The organism is Streptomyces sp. NPDC020996, from assembly GCF_040641355.1.
Taxonomy (GTDB): domain Bacteria; phylum Actinomycetota; class Actinomycetes; order Streptomycetales; family Streptomycetaceae; genus Streptomyces.
The window spans coordinates 80,463-99,251 of the sequence record NZ_JBFADM010000026.1; the positions used below are offsets into that span (position 1 = coordinate 80,463).

General features: G+C 70.2%; 16 protein-coding genes. 14 read left to right on the top strand and 2 right to left on the bottom strand.

The genetic code is table 11. The features are described 5' to 3' along the window. Window positions 1-5 precede the first annotated feature (5 nt). Window positions 6-632 carry a peptide deformylase gene (gene def / locus AB0G63_RS19555; RefSeq protein ID WP_360751584.1) on the bottom strand — a complete coding sequence of 209 codons (627 nt, stop codon included), beginning with the start codon at window positions 630-632 and terminating at the stop codon, window positions 6-8. 530 nt (window positions 633-1,162) lie between these two features. Continuing rightward, entirely contained in the window at window positions 1,163-1,969 is an 807-nt protein-coding gene (locus AB0G63_RS19560) for a C40 family peptidase (protein WP_360751586.1), read from the bottom strand. A 763-nt stretch (window positions 1,970-2,732) separates the two neighbouring features. Here AB0G63_RS19560 and AB0G63_RS19565 point away from each other — a divergent pair. The 14 genes from AB0G63_RS19565 to nuoN are packed head-to-tail and all read left to right on the top strand — an operon-like array spanning window position 2,733 to window position 18,742. Beyond that, a complete protein-coding gene (locus AB0G63_RS19565) occupies window positions 2,733-3,092 on the top strand; it encodes an NADH-quinone oxidoreductase subunit A (RefSeq protein ID WP_003992243.1) in 360 nt (119 codons plus the stop codon). A gap of 15 nt (window positions 3,093-3,107) precedes the next feature. Then, the gene (locus AB0G63_RS19570; RefSeq protein ID WP_324786313.1) at window positions 3,108-3,662 is read left to right on the top strand and encodes an NADH-quinone oxidoreductase subunit B family protein; all 555 of its coding nucleotides are present in this window, start codon (window positions 3,108-3,110) and stop codon (window positions 3,660-3,662) included. Beyond that, a complete protein-coding gene (locus AB0G63_RS19575) occupies window positions 3,659-4,399 on the top strand; it encodes an NADH-quinone oxidoreductase subunit C (protein ID WP_360751589.1) in 741 nt (246 codons plus the stop codon). The genes AB0G63_RS19570 and AB0G63_RS19575 overlap by 4 nt, the downstream gene beginning before the upstream one ends. Then, window positions 4,396-5,718 (top strand): NADH-quinone oxidoreductase subunit D, encoded by a 1,323-nt coding sequence (locus AB0G63_RS19580; RefSeq protein WP_360751592.1) that lies wholly within the window; start codon window positions 4,396-4,398, stop codon window positions 5,716-5,718. The genes AB0G63_RS19575 and AB0G63_RS19580 overlap by 4 nt, the downstream gene beginning before the upstream one ends. Further along, window positions 5,715-6,575 carry an NADH-quinone oxidoreductase subunit NuoE gene (gene nuoE, locus AB0G63_RS19585; protein ID WP_360751594.1) on the top strand — a complete coding sequence of 287 codons (861 nt, stop codon included), beginning with the start codon at window positions 5,715-5,717 and terminating at the stop codon, window positions 6,573-6,575. The genes AB0G63_RS19580 and nuoE overlap by 4 nt, the downstream gene beginning before the upstream one ends. Beyond that, entirely contained in the window at window positions 6,572-7,921 is a 1,350-nt protein-coding gene (nuoF, locus tag AB0G63_RS19590; RefSeq protein WP_324786308.1) for an NADH-quinone oxidoreductase subunit NuoF, read from the top strand. Before nuoE ends, nuoF begins: the two co-directional genes overlap by 4 nt. Continuing rightward, window positions 7,918-10,422: an NADH-quinone oxidoreductase subunit G gene (locus AB0G63_RS19595; RefSeq protein ID WP_360751597.1), complete on the top strand. Its 2,505-nt coding sequence runs from the start codon at window positions 7,918-7,920 to the stop codon at window positions 10,420-10,422. Before nuoF ends, AB0G63_RS19595 begins: the two co-directional genes overlap by 4 nt. Beyond that, window positions 10,419-11,783, top strand: a complete 1,365-nt coding sequence (nuoH, locus tag AB0G63_RS19600; RefSeq protein WP_360751599.1) for an NADH-quinone oxidoreductase subunit NuoH — start codon at window positions 10,419-10,421, stop codon at window positions 11,781-11,783. Before AB0G63_RS19595 ends, nuoH begins: the two co-directional genes overlap by 4 nt. Continuing rightward, entirely contained in the window at window positions 11,776-12,417 is a 642-nt protein-coding gene (nuoI, locus tag AB0G63_RS19605; RefSeq protein WP_360751602.1) for an NADH-quinone oxidoreductase subunit NuoI, read from the top strand. The genes nuoH and nuoI overlap by 8 nt, the downstream gene beginning before the upstream one ends. Further along, the gene (locus AB0G63_RS19610) at window positions 12,414-13,253 is read left to right on the top strand and encodes an NADH-quinone oxidoreductase subunit J (protein WP_360751604.1); all 840 of its coding nucleotides are present in this window, start codon (window positions 12,414-12,416) and stop codon (window positions 13,251-13,253) included. Before nuoI ends, AB0G63_RS19610 begins: the two co-directional genes overlap by 4 nt. Further along, a complete protein-coding gene (nuoK, locus tag AB0G63_RS19615; protein WP_242779136.1) occupies window positions 13,250-13,549 on the top strand; it encodes an NADH-quinone oxidoreductase subunit NuoK in 300 nt (99 codons plus the stop codon). Before AB0G63_RS19610 ends, nuoK begins: the two co-directional genes overlap by 4 nt. A gap of 14 nt (window positions 13,550-13,563) precedes the next feature. Next, the gene (gene nuoL / locus AB0G63_RS19620; protein WP_360751607.1) at window positions 13,564-15,510 is read left to right on the top strand and encodes an NADH-quinone oxidoreductase subunit L; all 1,947 of its coding nucleotides are present in this window, start codon (window positions 13,564-13,566) and stop codon (window positions 15,508-15,510) included. Window positions 15,511-15,515: 5 nt separating this feature from the next. Next, window positions 15,516-17,087 (top strand): NADH-quinone oxidoreductase subunit M, encoded by a 1,572-nt coding sequence (locus AB0G63_RS19625; protein WP_360751610.1) that lies wholly within the window; start codon window positions 15,516-15,518, stop codon window positions 17,085-17,087. Continuing rightward, window positions 17,084-18,742 (top strand): NADH-quinone oxidoreductase subunit NuoN, encoded by a 1,659-nt coding sequence (gene nuoN, locus AB0G63_RS19630; RefSeq protein ID WP_360751613.1) that lies wholly within the window; start codon window positions 17,084-17,086, stop codon window positions 18,740-18,742. Before AB0G63_RS19625 ends, nuoN begins: the two co-directional genes overlap by 4 nt. Window positions 18,743-18,789: the final 47 nt, after the last annotated feature.

Sequence of the window (18,789 nt, forward strand, 5' to 3'; positions counted from 1 at the left end):
GGGAGTCAGCCGCTCAGCGCCTCGACGTTGGCGGCCCGGCGGGCGAACACCTCCTCCCGCCGGTCCGCCGCCTGCCGCAGGGCGTCGGCGCGGTCCCGCCGGGACAGCCGGTCCAGGTAGACCTGACCGTCGAGGTGATCGGTCTCGTGCGCGAGGCAGCGGGCGAAGTACCCGGTGCCCTCGACGGTGACCGGTTCGCCGTGCTTGTCCAGCCCGTGCACGACGGCCCGGTCGGGCCGCGGCACGTTCATCACGGCGCCCGGGACGGAGAGGCAGCCCTCGTGGTCGTCGATCAGCCTGCGCGCGGCGGGGTCGAGCGGTTCCAGCACCGGGTTGACGAGGTGCCCGACGTGCCGGGCCCCGTCGTCGTCCGGGCAGTCGTACACGAACAGGCGCAGGCCGACGCCGACCTGGTTCGCCGCCAGGCCGGCCCCTTCGGCGACGTACATGGTCAGGAACATGTCGTCGATGAGCGCGGCGAGGTCGGGCCCGAACTCGGTGACGTCCCGGCACGGCTTGTGCAGGACCTCCTCACCCACCTCGGTGATCCGCCGCACCCGCCCGCGCCGCGCCTCGGGCGCGAGCGGCGGGTACGAGTCGACGGGCTTTCCCTGCACGAAGACACTGGGCATCGCTGTCTCTCCTTGTCGCGAGAACGCGGTGGAGGGACGACGGGGTCCCGGCCTGTCGGAGCCCCTCCCGTGCACCGCACCTCATGACAGCAGAGGACGCGCGGCTCGCGCAGGAGAACACCGGCCGGGGGCGATGCGGGGGCGATGCGAGGGCGACGCGGGGGCCATCCGGGGGCGATGCGGGGGCATCCGGGGTGCTCGGGGGCGGGTCCGCGCTGTTCGGGGCGCGCCAGGGCCGTCCCGGGGCACGCCAGGGCCGTCCCGGGGCACGCCGGGGTGCTCAGGGTCGTTCCGGGCTGTTCCAGGGCGCGCTGGGGCGACCGGGGTGTTCCGGGGCGCGCCGGAAGGGCCGCTGCCCCCGAGCGGCTGCGGCCCTTCCGCGCGTCGGTCGCGCTACGCGGTCGGGCGCGGCCCTTCCGCGCGTCGGTCGCGCTACGCGGTCGCGCGCGGTCCTGCCGCGCGGTCGCGTCAGCGCTTGCGTCAACGCTCGCGTGAGCGCCGGCGTCGGCGCTCGCGTCAGTGGTGTGCCGTCACAGCACCCGCACCGCACCGGTCGGCGGGTCGTAGGACAGCGGCCGCTCGACGACGCCCGACGACGGGTTCTGCGCGCCGACGAACATGCCGCCGCCGACGTACACCGCCACGTGGTACGCGCTGCCCGCGCTGCCCCAGTACAGGATGTCCCCGGGCTGCAGGTTGCCGAGCGAGACCTGCGTGCCGACCGTCGACTGGTCCTGCGACACCCGCGGCAGGCTGATGCCGACCTGCTTGAAGGCCGTCTGCACCAGGCCGGAGCAGTCGTAGGCGGACGGGCCGGTGGCGCCGGAGACGTAGGCCTTGCCGACCTGAGCCTTGACGAAGTTGACGATGGCGGCGGCGGAACCGGTGGCCGTGGACGTCGACGTGCTGGTCGCGCTCGTCGTGGCGGCGGTGAGCGTGGGCCGCTCGGCGGTGCGCGAGGCGCGCTCGGCCGCGGCCTTGCGGGCGGCCTCCTGGGCGGCCTTCTTCTTGGCCGCGGCCTTCTGCTTCGCCTCCGCGAGGTCCGCCTTGGCCTGCTTCGCGGCCTTTGCGGCTGCCGCGTCACGCTCGGCCTGCAGCTGGTAGTTCGCGGCCGCCTGCTGCGTCGCGTCCGCGGACTGGGCGACCTGAGCGGCCAGGTCGGCCGTCAGGGTGGGCAGTTGCATGGTCTGCGTCGTCTCGGCTGCGCTCGCCGAGGCCGAAGCGCCCGCCGCCGCCATGCTGAGGACGCCACCGGCGACTCCGGCGCGCACCGCGATACTCGTCGTCGCGTTGCGGCGGGGTTTCCGGTGGCTGCGTATGTGAGCGGTGTGGGACATGGGTACAACCGGTATCAGGGGCTCCTCCATACCTTCAAGGAACGTGTGCTGCGCCACAGTTGTTCAACGGACGCCCCAAATCCCCCGTCCGTCACTCTTTATTGACGTCGTAACGGACATTGCGGACGCGACCCTTCAGGCCCGTGATCACGGCCTTTCGCCAATAAGCCCGAATTGCCCCGCGCCTACCATCGGTTGGGGCAGATGGCCAAGCCCGCTTTTCGGGCGGCCCGCACGGATGTGGCGGAGGTCACGCAACGATCACGGTGGCGGGTGCGTCCCGCGCCCGGGTCACGGCTTGATCGCGGCCGGGTCACGACCCGGGTCCGCTCGTGAACGCGTGCACGCGTCCACATCGCACCCGCCGTCTCCCTCCGGGGTGTGAACGTCGCCTCTAGCAGTGCCTCGCGTCCAACGCCAATTTGCATGCAAGGGAATGCTCTTGATATGGGGCCGACCCCTGTGAGCTGGGCCGACGAGCGAAAATGTCACCTCTCGTGATCACTCTGACGCATCTCGTGCGAAGATCACGCCTGATCCAAGTTCATGATCCTTCGTCAGGTGGTGGAGATCACAAAGCTTGTGTAATACCCCGTGTCGCAGATCACAGACGGGCGGGCATAAGATGCGAGGCAGTTGGGCTTGTGACCTGCTTCACATGTTCGCGATCTTCGTCGGGACGGACGGGGTTCGTGGGACAGGCGGGGCGGCCGCGGGCCCGGCATCGCCAGCAGTCAGTGCCGACTGAGAGGAGCGAGGAGCGGTGAACGCGTATGCGCCCATCCTCGTACTGGGAGCCCTCGGGGCAGGCTTTGCGATCTTCTCCGTGGTCATGGCCACGCTGATCGGTCCGAAGCGGTACAACCGGGCCAAGCTCGAGGCCTACGAGTGCGGTATCGAGCCGACCCCCACGCCGGCCGGCGGCGGGCGCTTCCCCATCAAGTACTACCTGACGGCGATGCTCTTCATCGTCTTCGACATCGAGATCGTCTTCCTCTACCCCTGGGCCGTCACCTTCGACGCCCTGGGGATTTTCGGGCTCGTGGAGATGCTGCTCTTCGTGCTCACCGTCTTCGTCGCCTACGCGTACGTGTGGCGGCGCGGCGGCCTGGAATGGGACTGAGGGGCCTTTACAGACATGGGACTCGAAGAAAAGCTGCCGAGCGGCTTCCTGCTGACCACCGTCGAACAGGCCGCGGGCTGGGTGCGCAAGGCGTCCGTCTTCCCCGCCACCTTCGGCCTCGCCTGCTGCGCCATCGAGATGATGACCACCGGCGCCGGCCGCTACGACCTGGCGCGCTTCGGCATGGAGGTCTTCCGCGGATCACCGCGCCAGGCCGACCTGATGATCGTCGCCGGCCGGGTGAGCCAGAAGATGGCGCCGGTGCTCAGGCAGGTCTACGACCAGATGCCGAACCCCAAGTGGGTCATCTCCATGGGCGTGTGCGCCTCGTCGGGCGGCATGTTCAACAACTACGCGATCGTGCAGGGCGTCGACCACATCGTCCCGGTCGACATCTATCTGCCCGGCTGCCCGCCGCGGCCCGAGATGCTGGTGGACGCCATCCTCAAGCTCCACCACAAGATCCAGACCTCCAAGCTCGGCGTGAACGCCGAGGAGGCCGCCCGTGAGGCGGAGGAGGCGGCGCTCAAGGCCCTGCCCACGATCGAGATGAAGGGGCTGCTGCGGTGAGCGACGCGAACGGCAACGGGGTCAACCCCGAAAAGGACCTCAGCGCCTCGAACCTGCCCGGCCGGCGCGGCCAGGGCGGCGAGGAGATCCGCGTCCAGCGCGGCATGTTCGGCGCCAACAACGGCGGCGACACCTCCGGCTACGGCGGCCTGGTCCGCTCGGTCCGACTCCCGGGACCGGCGAGCCGTCCCTACGGAGGCTGGTTCGACGAGGTCGCCGACGAACTCGAGGGCGCGCTGGAGGAGCAGGACCTGCTGCCCGCCAACGCGATCGAGAAGACGGTCGTCGACCGCGGCGAGCTGACCTTCCACATCGAGCGCGAGCACCTGGTCCGCGTCGCCCGCACCCTGCGCGACGACCCGGCCCTGCGCTTCGAGCTGTGCACCGGAGTCAGCGGCGTGCACTACCCGCACGACAAGGGCCGCGAGCTGCACGCCGTCTACCACCTGCGCTCGATCACCCACAACAGGCTGATCCGCCTGGAGGTCAGCGTCCCCGACAGCGACCCGCACATCCCGTCGCTGGTCCCCGTGTACCCCACGAACGACTGGCACGAGCGCGAGACCTACGACTTCTTCGGGATCGTCTTCGACGGTCACCCGGCCCTGACGCGGATCATGATGCCGGACGACTGGCAGGGCCACCCGCAGCGCAAGGACTACCCCCTCGGCGGCATCCCCGTCGAGTACAAGGGCGCCCAGATCCCGGCTCCGGACCAGCGGAGGTCGTACTCGTGAGTACTCAGTCAGCATCCGCACGCGAGACCACCGAAGGCACCGTCTACACGGTCACCGGTGGCGACTGGGACGAGGTCGTCCAGTCCGCGGCCCGCGCCGACGACGAGCGCATCGTCGTCAACATGGGGCCCCAGCACCCGTCCACCCACGGAGTCCTCCGCCTGATCCTGGAGATCGAGGGCGAGACGGTCACTGAGGCCCGCTGCGGCATCGGCTACCTCCACACCGGCATCGAGAAGAACCTCGAGTACCGGACCTGGACGCAGGGCACCACGTTCGTGACGCGCATGGACTACCTGACGTCCTTCTTCAACGAGACCGCGTACTGCCTGGCCGTCGAGAAGCTCCTCGGCATCGAGGACCAGATCAGCGAGCGGGCGAAGATCATCCGGGTGCTCCTGATGGAGCTGAACCGGATGTCCTCGCACCTGGTGTGCATCGCCACCGGCGGCATGGAACTCGGCGCCACCACGATCATGATCTACGGATTCCGTGATCGTGAAATGATTCTCGACCTCTACGAGCTCATCACCGGCCTGAGGATGAACCACGCGTACATCCGGCCCGGCGGACTCGCCCAGGACCTGCCGCCCGGCGCGGTGGACCAGATCCGCGAGTTCGTGAAGAAGATGAAGAAGAACCTCCCGGAGTACGACAAGCTCGCCACCGGGAACCCCATCTTCAAGGCCCGCATGCAGGACATCGGCTACCTCGACCTGGCCGGCTGCATGGCCCTGGGGGTGACCGGCCCCATCCTGCGCTCCACCGGCCTGCCGCACGACCTGCGCAAGTCCCAGCCGTACAGCGGTTACGAGACCTACGACTTCGACGTCCCGACCGCCGACACCTGCGACGCCTACGGCCGCTTCCTCATCCGCCTGGAGGAGATGCGGCAGTCGCTGCGGATCGTCGAGCAGTGCCTGGACCGGCTGGAGCCCGGCCCGGTCATGGTCGCCGACAAGAAGATCGCCTGGCCGGCCCAGCTCGCCCTGGGACCGGACGGACTGGGCAACTCCCTCGACCACATCAAGCAGATCATGGGCACCTCCATGGAGGCCCTGATCCACCACTTCAAGCTGGTCACCGAGGGCTTCCGGGTGCCGCCCGGGCAGGCGTACGTGGCGGTCGAGTCGGCCAAGGGCGAACTCGGCGCGCACGTCGTCTCCGACGGCGGCACCCGCCCCTACCGGGTCCACTTCCGCGACCCGTCCTTCACCAACCTGCAGGCCATGGCGGCGATGTGCGAGGGCGGCCAGGTCGCCGACGTCATCGTCGCCGTCGCGTCCATCGACCCCGTGATGGGAGGCGTCGACCGGTGAGCACCAGTTCTTCGGAGCAGGGCGTCAGCCTGGGCATGCCGCAACTGCCCGCGCCCGCCTACCCGGACGACGTACGCGAGCGGCTGGAGCGGGACGCCCGCGCCGTCATCGCCCGCTACCCGGACTCCCGGTCCGCGCTGCTGCCGCTGCTGCACCTGGTGCAGTCGGAGGAGGGCCACGTCACACGCACCGGGATGCAGTTCTGCGCGGACGTGCTGGGACTGACCACGGCCGAGGTCACCGCGGTCGCCACCTTCTACACCATGTACCGGCGCAAGCCGAGCGGCGACTACCAGGTCGGCGTCTGCACCAACACGCTGTGCGCGGTGATGGGCGGCGACGCGATCTTCGAGGAGCTCCAGGAGCACCTCGGCGTCGGCAACGGCGAGACCACCGGCGACGGCAAGGTCACCCTGGAGCACATCGAGTGCAACGCGGCCTGCGACTACGCGCCGGTCGTGATGGTCAACTGGGAGTTCTTCGACAACCAGACCGTGGACAGCGCCAAGCGGCTCGTCGACGACCTGCGCGCGGGCAGGCCGGTCGACCCCACGCGCGGGGCGCGCCTGTGCACCTTCAAGGAGACCGCCCGGATCCTGGCCGGCTTCCCCGACGAGCGGCCCGGGGCCGTCGACGAGAGCGGCAGCGCCGGACCGGCGTCGCTGGCCGGCCTCCGCCTGGCCAAGGGGGAGACACCGCCCGCCCGCGTGGTCCATCCGCGCGACGGCGGCCCGCACGACACGGCCGTGCACGAGCCGTCCCCGACCGAGCACCTCAGCTCGCACGACGCGCCGCACAACACGTCGGCCTCCGACCCTTCCCATTCGGCAGGGCCAGTCGCCGAGGAGGGGGAGTGATGACCTTGGCAGCCGAACTCACAGACACCAGCCCCGAGAAGCTGCTCGCACCCGTGCTGTCGGCCTTCTGGGACGAGGACAGGTCCTGGACGCTGGACGTCTACCGCAGGCACGAAGGGTACGAGGGGCTGCGCAAGGCGCTGGCCATGTCCCCGGACGACGTGATCGCGTACGTCAAGGAATCCGGGCTGCGCGGCCGCGGCGGCGCGGGATTCCCGACCGGAATGAAGTGGCAGTTCATCCCCCAGGGGGACGGAAAGCCGCACTATCTCGTTGTCAACGCCGACGAATCGGAGCCCGGGACGTGCAAGGACATCCCGCTCCTCTTCGCGAACCCGCACAGCCTCATCGAGGGCATCGTCATCGCGTGCTACGCCATCAGGTCGTCGCACGCCTTCATCTACCTGCGTGGTGAAGTCGTCCCCGTGCTGCGGCGGCTGCACGAGGCCGTGCGTGAGGCCTACGCGGCGGGCTACCTGGGCGAGAACATCCTCGGCAGCGGCATCGATCTCGACGTCACCGTGCACGCGGGCGCGGGCGCGTACATCTGCGGTGAGGAGACCGCGCTGCTCGACTCGCTCGAAGGCCGCCGGGGTCAACCGCGGCTCCGTCCTCCCTTCCCCGCCGTCGCGGGCCTGTACGCGTGCCCGACTGTGGTGAACAACGTCGAGTCGATCGCTTCGGTTCCCGCCATCATGAACAACGGCAAGGAATGGTTCAGGTCGATGGGCAGCGAGAAGTCCCCGGGCTTCACGCTCTACTCGCTCAGCGGCCACGTGGCCAACCCCGGCCAGTACGAGGCGCCGCTCGGCGTCACGCTCCGCCAGCTGCTCGACCTGAGCGGCGGCATGCGGCCGGGCCACCGCCTGAAGTTCTGGACGCCGGGCGGCTCCTCGACGCCGCTGCTCACCGACGAGCACCTCGACGTCCCCCTCGACTACGAGGGAGTGGGCGCCGCCGGCTCCATGCTCGGCACCAAGGCCCTGCAGTGCTTCGACGAGACGACCTGCGTCGTGCGCGCCGTCACCCGCTGGACCGAGTTCTACGCCCACGAGTCCTGCGGCAAGTGCACGCCCTGCCGCGAAGGCACCTACTGGCTCGTGCAGCTGATGCGCGACATCGAGGCCGGCAAGGGCCGGATGTCCGACCTCGACAAGCTCAACGACATCGCCGACAACATCAACGGCAAGGCCTTCTGCGCCCTCGGCGACGGTGCCGCCTCGCCGATCTTCTCCTCGCTCAAGCACTTCCGCGAGGAGTACGAGCAGCACATCACGGGCCGCGGCTGCCCCTTCGACCCGGCCAAGTCGACGGCCTGGGCCGACCGCACGGAGGTGAACGCATGACCGTGACCAGCAGCACTCCCGCGGGCGGGGGAGAAGCGGCGGTCCCGCCGGCCGATCTCGTCACGGTGACGATCGACGGCATCGAGATCAGCGTGCCCAAGGGCACCCTGGTCATCCGCGCCGCCGAGCAGCTCGGCATCGAGGTCCCCCGCTTCTGCGACCACCCCCTCCTGGACCCGGTCGGCGCCTGCCGCCAGTGCATCGTCGAGGTCGAGGGCCAGCGCAAGCCGATGGCGTCCTGCACCACCACGTGCACCGACGGCATGGTGGTCAAGACCCAGCTCACCTCGCCGGTCGCCGAGAAGTCCCAGCACGGGGTGATGGAGTTCCTCCTGATCAACCACCCGCTGGACTGCCCGGTCTGCGACAAGGGCGGCGAGTGCCCGCTGCAGAACCAGGCCATGTCGCACGGCAACGCCGAGTCCCGCTTCGACGGGAAGAAGCGCACCTACGAGAAGCCGGTGCCGATCTCCACGCAGGTGCTGCTCGACCGCGAGCGGTGCGTGCTGTGCGCCCGGTGCACCCGCTTCTCCACCCAGATCGCGGGCGACCCGATGATCGAGCTGCTGGAGCGGGGCGCGCTGCAGCAGGTCGGCACCGGCGAGGGCGACCCCTTCGAGTCGTACTTCTCCGGCAACACCATCCAGATCTGCCCGGTCGGCGCGCTGACCTCGGCGGCGTACCGCTTCCGCGCCCGCCCCTTCGACCTGATCTCCTCGCCGTCGGTGTGCGAGCACTGCTCCGGCGGCTGCGCCACCCGCACCGACCACCGGCGCGGCAAGGTCATGCGGCGGCTCGCCGCCAACGACCCCGAGGTCAACGAGGAGTGGATCTGCGACAAGGGCCGCTTCGCGTTCCGCTACGCGCAGCAGCCGGACCGGCTCACCACGCCCCTGGTGCGCAACGCGGAGGGCGAGCTGGAACCGGCATCCTGGCCGGAGGCGCTGCAGATCGCGGCGCAGGGACTGCTCGCCTCCCGGGGCCGGACCGGCGTCCTCACCGGCGGCCGGCTGACCATCGAGGACGCCTACGCGTACAGCAAGTTCGCGCGCGTGGCGCTCGACACCAACGACATCGACTTCCGCGCGCGCGTGCACAGCGCCGAGGAGGCCGACTTCCTGGCGTCCCGCATCGCCGGACACGGGCGTGATATCGACGGCACGGGCGTCACGTACACCGCGCTGGAGAAGGCGCCCGCCGTCCTGCTGGTCGGGTTCGAGTCCGAGGAGGAGGCGCCCGGCGTCTTCCTGCGGCTGCGCAAGGCCTGGCGCAAGCACGGGCAGAAGGTGTTCGCGCTGGCCACGCACGCCACCCGCGGCCTGGAGAAGGCCGGCGGCACGCTGCTGCCGGCGGCTCCCGGCACCGAGACCGAGTGGCTGGACGCCCTCGCCAGCGGGATCGGCGTGGAGGGCCCCGGGGCCGCGGCGGCCGAGGCGCTGCGCGCCGAGGGCGCGGTGATCGTCGTCGGCGAGCGGCTGGCCGCCGTGGCGGGCGGCCTGACCGCCGCGGTGCGGGCCGCCTCGGCGACCGGCGCCCGGCTGACGTGGATCCCGCGCCGGGCCGGTGAGCGCGGCGCCGTCGAGGCCGGCGCGCTGCCGTCGCTGCTGCCGGGCGGACGCCCGGCCACCGACCCGCGCGCGCGTGAGGAGGTCGCCGCCCTCTGGGGCGTCGCCGCACTCCCGCACCGCTACGGCCGCGACACCGGCGAGATCGTCGAGGCCGCCGCCGCCGGCGAGCTGCAGGCGCTGCTGGTCGCGGGCGTCGAGGTCGCCGACCTGCCCGACCCGGCACGCGCGCGTGCGGCGCTCGCGGAGGCCGGGTTCGTGGTGTCGCTGGAACTGCGGCCCGGCGAGGTCACCGAGCACGCGGACGTCGTGCTCCCGGTCGCCGCCGTCGCCGAGAAGGCCGGCACCTTCCTCAACTGGGAGGGACGGGCGCGCTCCTTCGAGGCCGCGCTCAAGCCCGACCAGATGACCCGCCGCCTCGCGCCCACCGACGCGCGGGTGCTGCAGATGCTCGCCGACGCCATGGACGTCCACCTGGGCCTGCCCGACCTGCGCACCGTGCGCGCCGAACTGGACCGGCTCGGCGCCTGGGACGGGCCGCGGGCCACCGACCCGCAGCACAGCGCGGCGGTGCTGCCGCGGCCCGCCGCCGGGGAGGCCGTGCTCGCCGGCCACCGTCTCCTGCTCGACCGAGGCGTCCTGCAGCAGGGCGACGAGGCGCTCGCCGGGACCCGGCACGCCGCCCACGCGCGCGTGTCGGCCGCGACGGCCGCCGAGGCGGGCGTCAAGGACGGCGACCTGCTCGCCGTGACCGGCCCCTCCGGAGCCGTCGAACTCCCGCTGGAGGTCACGGAGATGCCCGACCGCGTGGTCTGGCTCCCGCTGAACTCCGCGGGCGGGGGCGTCGCCTCCGACACCGGGGCGCTGCCCGGCGCCCTCGTCCGCATCGGCCCGGCGACGCTGACCGCCGAAGCCCCCAAGGAGGTGGAGGCATGAGCCCGTACCTCGCCGCTGAAGACCTCTCGATGTTCGGCCGCGACCCGTGGTGGCTGGTCGTCGTCAAGGCGGTGTTCTGCTTCGCCTTCGTCATGCTGACCGTGCTGTTCTCCATCGTCTGGGAACGCAAGGTCGTCGCCTGGATGCAGCTGCGCATCGGCCCCAACCGGCACGGCCCCTGGGGCATGCTCCAGTCGCTCGCCGACGGCGTGAAGCTGATGCTGAAGGAAGACATCATCGTCAAGCGCGCGGACCGGGTGGTCTACCTCCTCGCGCCGATCGTCGCGGCCGTCCCGGCCTTCATGGCGATCGCGGTGATCCCCTTCGGCCCGGCCGACAACGAGATCTCGATCTTCGGCCACCGCACCACGATGCAGCTGACCGACCTGCCGATCGCGATGCTCTACATCCTCGCGGTCGCCTCGGTCGGCATCTACGGCATCGTCCTCGCGGGCTGGAGCTCCGGCTCCACCTACCCGCTGCTGGGCGGCCTGCGCTCGTGCGCGCAGATGATCTCCTACGAGATCGCCATGGGCGCCGCCTTCGCCTCCGTGTTCCTCTACTCCGGCTCGATGTCGACGTCGACGATCGTCGAGCAGCAGCAGGACCGCTGGTACATCGTCCTGCTGCCGGTCTCCTTCATCCTCTACGTCGTCACGATGGTGGGCGAGACCAACCGCGCCCCCTTCGACATGCCGGAGTCCGAGGGCGACCTGGTCGGCGGCTTCAACACCGAGTACTCGTCGATCAAGTTCGCGATGTTCATGCTCGCCGAGTACGTCAACATGGTGACGGTCTCCGCCGTGTCCACCACGCTGTTCCTCGGCGGCTGGCGGGCCCCCTGGCCCATCAGCACCTTCTGGGAGGGCGCGAACCACGGCTGGTGGCCGATGCTGTGGTTCACCATCAAGGTCCAGCTGCTGCTGTTCTTCTTCATCTGGCTGCGCGGCACGCTCCCGCGGGTCCGCTACGACCAGCTGATGAAGCTCGGCTGGAAGGTCCTCATCCCCGTCTCCGTGGTCTGGCTGATGCTGGTCGCGACCGTGCGGGCGCTGCGGAACGAGAACTACGACTTCGCCGACATCGCCCTCTACATCGGCGGCGGCGTCCTCGCCCTGCTCCTGCTGTCCTTCGTCGCCGACATGTTCCGCGAGAAGGCGAAGGCGGCCGAGCAGCCCGCCGAGGAACCGGCCGCCTTCGACCCGATGGCCGGCGGGTTCCCCGTACCGCCGCTGCCGGGTCAGGAGCTGCCGCCGGTGCCCAGGCGCCGCCCGTACCGCGAGCGGGAGCTCATTGTCAGTGGCGGACCGGATACTCCCAGTGACGGATCTTCGGATGGAAAGGAGGCGTCCGATGGCTGAGGAGCCCAAGGAGACCAAGCCCGGTTTCATGAACCCCGTGGCCGGCTTCGGCGTGACCTTCAAGGCCATGTTCAAGAAGCGGCTGACCGAGCAGTACCCGGAGCAGCAGAAGACCACGGCTCCGCGGTTCCACGGACGGCACCAGCTCAACCGCCATCCGGACGGCCTGGAGAAGTGCGTCGGCTGCGAGCTGTGCGCCTGGGCCTGCCCCGCCGACGCCATCTACGTGGAGGGCGCCGACAACACCGACGAGGAGCGCTACTCGCCGGGCGAGCGGTACGGCCGCGTGTACCAGATCAACTACGCCCGCTGCATCCTGTGCGGCCTGTGCATCGAGGCGTGCCCCACCCGCGCGCTGACCATGACCAACCAGTTCGAGCTGGCCGACTCCAGCCGCGCCAACCTCATCTACACCAAGGAACAGCTGCTCGCCGGCCTGGAAGAGGGCATGGTCGACACCCCGCACGCGATCTACCCGGGGATGGACGAGCAGGACTACTACCGCGGCCTGGTGACCGAGGCCGCACCCGGCACGGAACGCCAGGTCGCCCGCTCCAAGGGCGAGGTCGTGCCGGAGGCCGACTCGGCCTCCGGCGAGAGCGAACCGGCGTCGGAGAAGGTGATCGGCCGATGACCGCACAGCTCGCCGCCTACTCCACCTCCACCGGAGAGGCCTTCCAGTTCTGGGTGCTCGGCACGGTCGCCGTGCTCGGCGCCCTGGGCACCGTCTTCATGAAGCGGGCCGTGCACAGCGCCCTGTCGCTGGCCGGCACCATGATCGTCCTGGCGGTGTTCTACCTCGCCAACGGCGCCTACTTCCTGGGCGTCGTGCAGATCGTCGTCTACACCGGCGCGATCATGATGCTGTTCCTGTTCGTGGTGATGCTCGTCGGCGTCACCGCGGCGGACTCCCTGAAGGAGACCATCAAGGGCCAGCGCTGGCTGGCCCTGCTGTGCGGACTCGGCTTCGGCATCCTGCTGTTCGCCGGGATCGGCAACGCCTCCCTGAAGGAGTTCGACGGCCTCGCCGAGGCGAACGGCAACGGCAACGTGCAGGGCCTGGCCGCCCTCATCTTCACCAAGTACGTCTTCGCCTTCGAGATCACCGGCGCCCTGCTGATCACGGCGACCGTCGGCGCCATGGTGCTCACCCACCGGGAGCGCACCGAGCGCGCCAAGACGCAGCGCGAGCTGTCCGAACAGCGCGTCCGGGAGGGCAAGTACATCCCGCCGCTGCCGGCGCCCGGCGTGTACGCCCGGCACAACGCCGTCGACATCGCGGGCCTGCTGCCCGACGGCACCCCGTCCGACCTCACGGTCAGCAAGACGCTGCGCGAGCGCGGCCAGATCCGCGACGTGTCGGCGGACGCGCTCAACGACCTGCGGGCGCTGGAACAGCGCGCCGAGGAGCGCCTGGAGCGGACCGCGATCGAACCGGCCACCTTCAAGCGGGAGGAGGCGTCGAAGTGAACCCGGTCAACTACCTCTACCTTTCCGCCCTGTTGTTCACGATCGGCGCCACCGGCGTGCTGATCAGGCGCAACGCGATCGTCGTGTTCATGTGCATCGAGCTGATGCTGAACGCCTGCAACCTCGCGTTCGTCACCTTCTCCCGGATGCACGGCAATCTCGACGGCCAGATCATCGCCTTCTTCACGATGGTCGTCGCCGCCGCGGAGGTCGTGGTCGGGCTCGCGATCATCGTGTCGCTGTTCCGTTCCCGCCACTCGGCCTCGGTCGACGACGCCAGCCTGATGAAGCTCTGAGGGGTCGCTGAATCGTGGAGAACCTGATTGCGCTGCTGGTGGCGGCGCCTCTGCTCGGAGCGGCCGTACTGCTGTGCGGCGGCCGGCGTCTGGACGCCGTCGGCCACTGGATCGGCACCGCCCTCGCGGCCTGCTCCTTCGTCATCGGTCTCGTCCTCTTCGCCGACCTGCTCGGCAAGGAGGCCGAGAACCGGACCCTGATGCAGCACCTGTTCAGCTGGATCCCGGTCGCGGGCTTCCAGGCGGACGTCACCTTCCGCCTCGACCAGCTGTCGATGACGTTCGTCCTGCTCATCACGGGCGTCGGCTCGCTGATCCACCTCTACTCGGTCGGTTACATGGAGCACGACGAGCGGCGCCGCCGCTTCTTCGGCTACCTGAACCTGTTCCTCGCGGCGATGCTGGTGCTCGTCCTCGCCGACAACTACCTGCTGCTGTACGTCGGCTGGGAGGGCGTCGGTCTCGCCTCCTACCTGCTGATCGGCTTCTGGCAGCACAAGCCCAGCGCGGCGACCGCGGCGAAGAAGGCCTTCCTGGTCAACCGCGTCGGCGACATGGGCCTGTCGATCGCGATCATGCTGATGTTCACGACGTTCGGCACCTTCGCCTTCCAGCCGGTGCTGAGCCACGTCGGCGACACCTCCGAGGGCAAGCTCACCGCCATCGGCCTGATGCTGCTGCTCGCCGCCTGCGGCAAGTCCGCCCAGGTGCCGCTGCAGTCCTGGCTCGGGGACGCGATGGAGGGCCCGACCCCGGTCTCGGCCCTCATCCACGCCGCGACCATGGTGACCGCGGGCGTCTACCTGATCGTCCGCTCCGGCGCGATCTTCAACGCCGCGCCGGACGCGCAGACGGCGGTCGTCGTCGTCGGCGCGGTCACGCTCCTGTTCGGTGCCATCGTCGGTTGCGCGAAGGACGACATCAAGAAGGCGCTGGCCGGCTCGACCATGTCGCAGATCGGCTACATGGTCCTCGCCGCGGGCCTCGGCCCCATCGGCTACGTCTTCGCGATCATGCACCTGGTGACGCACGGCTTCTTCAAGGCCGGGCTGTTCCTCGGGGCCGGCTCGGTCATGCACGGCATGAACGACGAGGTGGACATGCGCCGGTACGGCGGCCTGCGCAAGTACATGCCGATCACCTTCGTCACCTTCGGCCTCGGCTACCTGGCGATCATCGGCTTCCCGTTCCTGTCCGGCTTCTACTCCAAGGACGCCATCATCGAGGCCGCCTTCGCCAAGGGCGGCACCGAGGGCTGGATCCTCGGTGGCGTGGCCCTGCTGGGCGCGGCCATCACCGCGTTCTACATGACGCGCGTGATGCTGATGACGTTCTTCGGCGAGGAGCGCTGGCGTCACGCCCCGACCCCGTCCCCGGCCGAACCGGGCGTGGAACCGGCCGCGGAGACCCACGGCGACCACACCGAGCCGCACCCGCACGAGTCGCCCAACGTCATGACGATCCCGATGATCGTGCTGGCCGTCGGGTCGGTCGCGGGCGGCTTCTTCTTCCACCTCGGCGACCGCTTCCTGAACTGGCTGGAGCCGGTCACCGGGCACAGCGAGGGCGACTCCCCGGTCAGCGCCCTGACCGTCACCGGCGCGACCCTGGTCTGCCTGGTCGTCGGCGCGGGCCTCGCGTACGCCATGTACGGGCGGCGCCCGGTCCCGGCCGTCGCCCCGCGCGGGTCGCTGCTCACCCGGGCCGCCCGGCGTGACCTGCTGCAGGACGACTTCAACCACGTCGTCCTGGTCCGCGGCGGCGAGCACCTCACGCGCTCCCTGGTGTACGTGGACCACACCCTGGTCGACGGCGTCGTCAACGGCACGGCGGCCTCGGTCGGCGGCCTCTCCGGACGGCTGCGCAGGCTGCAGAACGGCTTCGCGCGCTCCTACGCGGTCTCGATGTTCGGCGGCGCGGCGGTCCTCGTCGCCGCGACCCTGCTGATGAGGGCGGTCTGATACCGATGTCCTTTCCCCTGCTGACAGCGACGGCGGCGCTCCCGGCGATCGGCGCGGTGGCCACGGCCGCCGTACCGGCCGCGCGGCGCACCGCCGCCAAGTGGCTGGCGCTGCTCGTCTCGCTCGCCACGCTCGCCCTCGCGATCGCCGTCCTGGTCCGCTTCGACCCCGGCGGCGGGCGCTACCAGCTCACCGAGTCCCACGCGTGGATCGCGGAGTTCGGCGTCCGCTACGAACTGGGCGTGGACGGCATCGCGGTGGCGCTGATCGCGCTGACCGCGCTGCTGATGCCGTTCATCATCCTCGCGGGCTGGCACGACGCCGACCCGCTGGAGACCGGAAGCCGCCGCTGGCGGCCGACGCAGGGCTTCTTCGCCCTGATCCTGGCCGTCGAGGCGATGGTGATCCTCTCCTTCGAGGCCACCGACGTCTTCCTCTTCTACATCTTCTTCGAAGCCATGCTCATCCCGATGTACTTCCTCATCGGCGGCTTCGGGGACCACGCCCACGAGCACGGCGAGAAGGCGGCGTCCACACAGCGGTCGTACGCGGCCGTGAAGTTCCTCCTCTACAACCTGGTCGGCGGTCTGATCATGCTGGCCGCGGTCATCGGCCTGTACGTGGTCGCCGGGAACTTCAGCCTCCAGGAGATCGCCCAGGCCCGCGCCGACGGCTCGCTGCACATGGCGACGAACACCGAACGCTGGCTGTTCCTCGGCTTCTTCTTCGCCTTCGCGGTGAAGGCGCCGCTGTGGCCGCTGCACACCTGGCTGCCCAACGCCATGCAGGAGTCCACCGCGCCGGTCGCCGTGCTCATCACGGCGGTCGTCGACAAGGTCGGCACCTTCGCGATGCTCCGCTTCTGCCTCCAGCTGTTCCCGGAGGCCTCGAAGTGGGCGACGCCGGCCATCCTGGTGCTGGCGCTCGTCAGCGTCATCTACGGGGCGCTGCTCGCCGTCGGCCAGCGCGACATCAAGCGCCTGGTGGCGTACGCGTCGATCTCGCACTTCGGCTTCATCATCATGGGCATCTTCGCGATGACCAGCCAGGGCCAGTCCGGCGCGACCCTCTACATGGTCAACCACGGGATCTCGACCGCCGCCCTGATGCTGGTGGCGGGCTTCCTGATCTCGCGGCGCGGCTCGCGGCTCATCGCCGACTACGGCGGTGTGCAGAAGGTCGCCCCGGTGCTCGCCGGCACGTTCCTGATCGGCTCCCTCGCCACCCTGTCGCTGCCCGGACTGGCGCCGTTCGTGAGCGAGTTCCTGGTCCTGGTCGGCACCTTCACGCGCTACCCGGCGATCGGCATCATCGCCACCTTCGGCATCGTCCTCGCCGCGCTCTACACCCTCGTCCTCTACCAGCGGACGATGACGGGCCCGGTGAAGCCGGAGGTCTCCGCGATGCCCGACCTGCGGGTGAGGGAGATCCTGGTGATCGCCCCGCTGGTGGTGCTGTTGATCTTCCTGGGCGTCTACCCGAAGCCCGTCACGGACATCGTGAACCCGGCGGTCAAGTCGACCCTGTCGGACGTACACAAGAAGGACCCCCAGCCTGAGGTGGAGGCGGCCAAGTGAGCGCATCAGCCGTCCACAGCCTGTGGACAACCGCGGCCGCCGCGGCCGATCCGATCTCGAAGATCGACGCACCCAAGATCGAGTACGGGCAGCTCTCGCCTACCCTGATCGTCCTGGGCGCGGCGATCGTCGGGGTGCTCGTCGAGGCGTTCGTCCCGCGCAAGTCCCGCTACTACGCCCAGGTGTTCGTCTCCGCCGTCGCCCTGTGCGCGGCCTTCGCCGCGGTCGTCGCGCTCGCGGCGGACGGGTACGGCACCACCAAGGCGCACATCGCGGCGATGGGCGCGATCGCCGTCGACGGACCGTCCCTGTTCCTGCAGGGCACGATCCTGCTGGCCGGCCTGGTCGGCCTGTTCACCTTCGCCGAGCGCCGGCTCGACCCGGCGGCGCACGGCAACCGGGTCGACTCCTTCGCCGCGCAGGCCGCGTCCGTGCCGGGCAGCGACAGCGAGAAGGCGGCGGTGAAGGCCGGGTTCACCACCACCGAGGTCTTCCCGCTGCTGCTGTTCGCGGTCGCCGGCATGCTGGTCTTCCCGTCGGCCAACGACCTGCTGACGCTGTTCGTCGCCCTGGAAGTCCTCTCGCTGCCGCTGTACCTGATGTGCGCCCTGGCCCGCCGCAAGCGGCTCATGTCGCAGGAGGCCGCGGTCAAGTACTTCCTGCTCGGCGCGTTCGCCTCGGCGTTCACGCTGTTCGGCATCGCCCTGCTGTACGGCTACGCCGGCTCGGTGTCGTACGCCAGGATCGCGCAGGTCGTCGACGGCACGGCCACGGGCGTCGACCCGGCGCTCGCCGGCACCATGGGCAACGACGCGCTGCTGCTCGTCGGCGCCGCCATGATCGTCATGGGCCTGCTGTTCAAGGTGGGCGCCGTCCCGTTCCACATGTGGACGCCGGACGTCTACCAGGGCGCCCCGACCCCGGTGACCGGCTTCATGGCGGCGGCGACGAAGGTGGCGGCCTTCGGCGCGCTGCTGCGCATCCTGTACGTGGTGCTGCCCGGCATGCGCTGGGACTGGCGGCCGGTCATGTGGGGCGTCGCGATCGTCACCATGCTGGGCGGTGCGATCGTCGCGATCACGCAGACCGACATCAAGCGGCTGCTGGCGTACTCGTCGATCGCGCACGCCGGATTCATCCTCGCGGGTGTCATCGCGACCACGCCGGACGGCGTCTCCTCCGTCCTCTTCTACCTCGCCGCGTACTCCTTCGTGACCATCGGCGCCTTCGCCGTGGTGACGCTGGTGCGCGACGCGGGCGGCGAGGCGACGCACCTGTCGAAGTGGGCCGGCCTCGGCCGTCGCTCGCCGCTGGTGGCGGCCGTGTTCGCGGTGTTCCTGCTGGCCTTCGCGGGTATCCCGCTGACCTCCGGCTTCGCCGGGAAGTTCGCCGTGTTCAAGGCGGCGGCGGACGGCGGGGCGGCCCCGCTGGTCGTGGTCGGTGTGATCTCGTCCGCGGTCGCGGCGTTCTTCTACATCCGGGTGATCGTGCTGATGTTCTTCAGCGATCCGCGGCCCGAGGGCCCGACGGTCGCCGTGCCGTCCCCGCTGACGACGACGGCGATCGGCGTCGGCGTGGCGGTCACGCTGGTGCTGGGTGTGGCGCCGCAGTACTTCCTGGACCTGGCGAGCCAGGCGGGGGTGTTCGTGCGCTGACCCGGCACGCGCCCCAGCACGGCGGCCCGGCACCCGGTCACGGGTGC

Excerpts from the sequence above, each read along its gene's own strand:
- def (WP_360751584.1), bottom strand. The coding sequence starts at position 632 with ATGCCCAGTGTCTTCGTGCAGGGAAAGCCCGTCGACTCGTACCCGCCG.
- AB0G63_RS19560 (WP_360751586.1), bottom strand. The coding sequence starts at position 1,969 with ATGTCCCACACCGCTCACATACGCAGCCACCGGAAACCCCGCCGCAAC.
- AB0G63_RS19570 (WP_324786313.1), top strand. The coding sequence starts at position 3,108 with ATGGGACTCGAAGAAAAGCTGCCGAGCGGCTTCCTGCTGACCACCGTC.
- AB0G63_RS19595 (WP_360751597.1), top strand. The coding sequence starts at position 7,918 with ATGACCGTGACCAGCAGCACTCCCGCGGGCGGGGGAGAAGCGGCGGTC.
- nuoH (WP_360751599.1), top strand. The coding sequence starts at position 10,419 with ATGAGCCCGTACCTCGCCGCTGAAGACCTCTCGATGTTCGGCCGCGAC.
- nuoI (WP_360751602.1), top strand. The coding sequence starts at position 11,776 with ATGGCTGAGGAGCCCAAGGAGACCAAGCCCGGTTTCATGAACCCCGTG.
- AB0G63_RS19610 (WP_360751604.1), top strand. The coding sequence starts at position 12,414 with ATGACCGCACAGCTCGCCGCCTACTCCACCTCCACCGGAGAGGCCTTC.
- AB0G63_RS19625 (WP_360751610.1), top strand. The coding sequence starts at position 15,516 with ATGTCCTTTCCCCTGCTGACAGCGACGGCGGCGCTCCCGGCGATCGGC.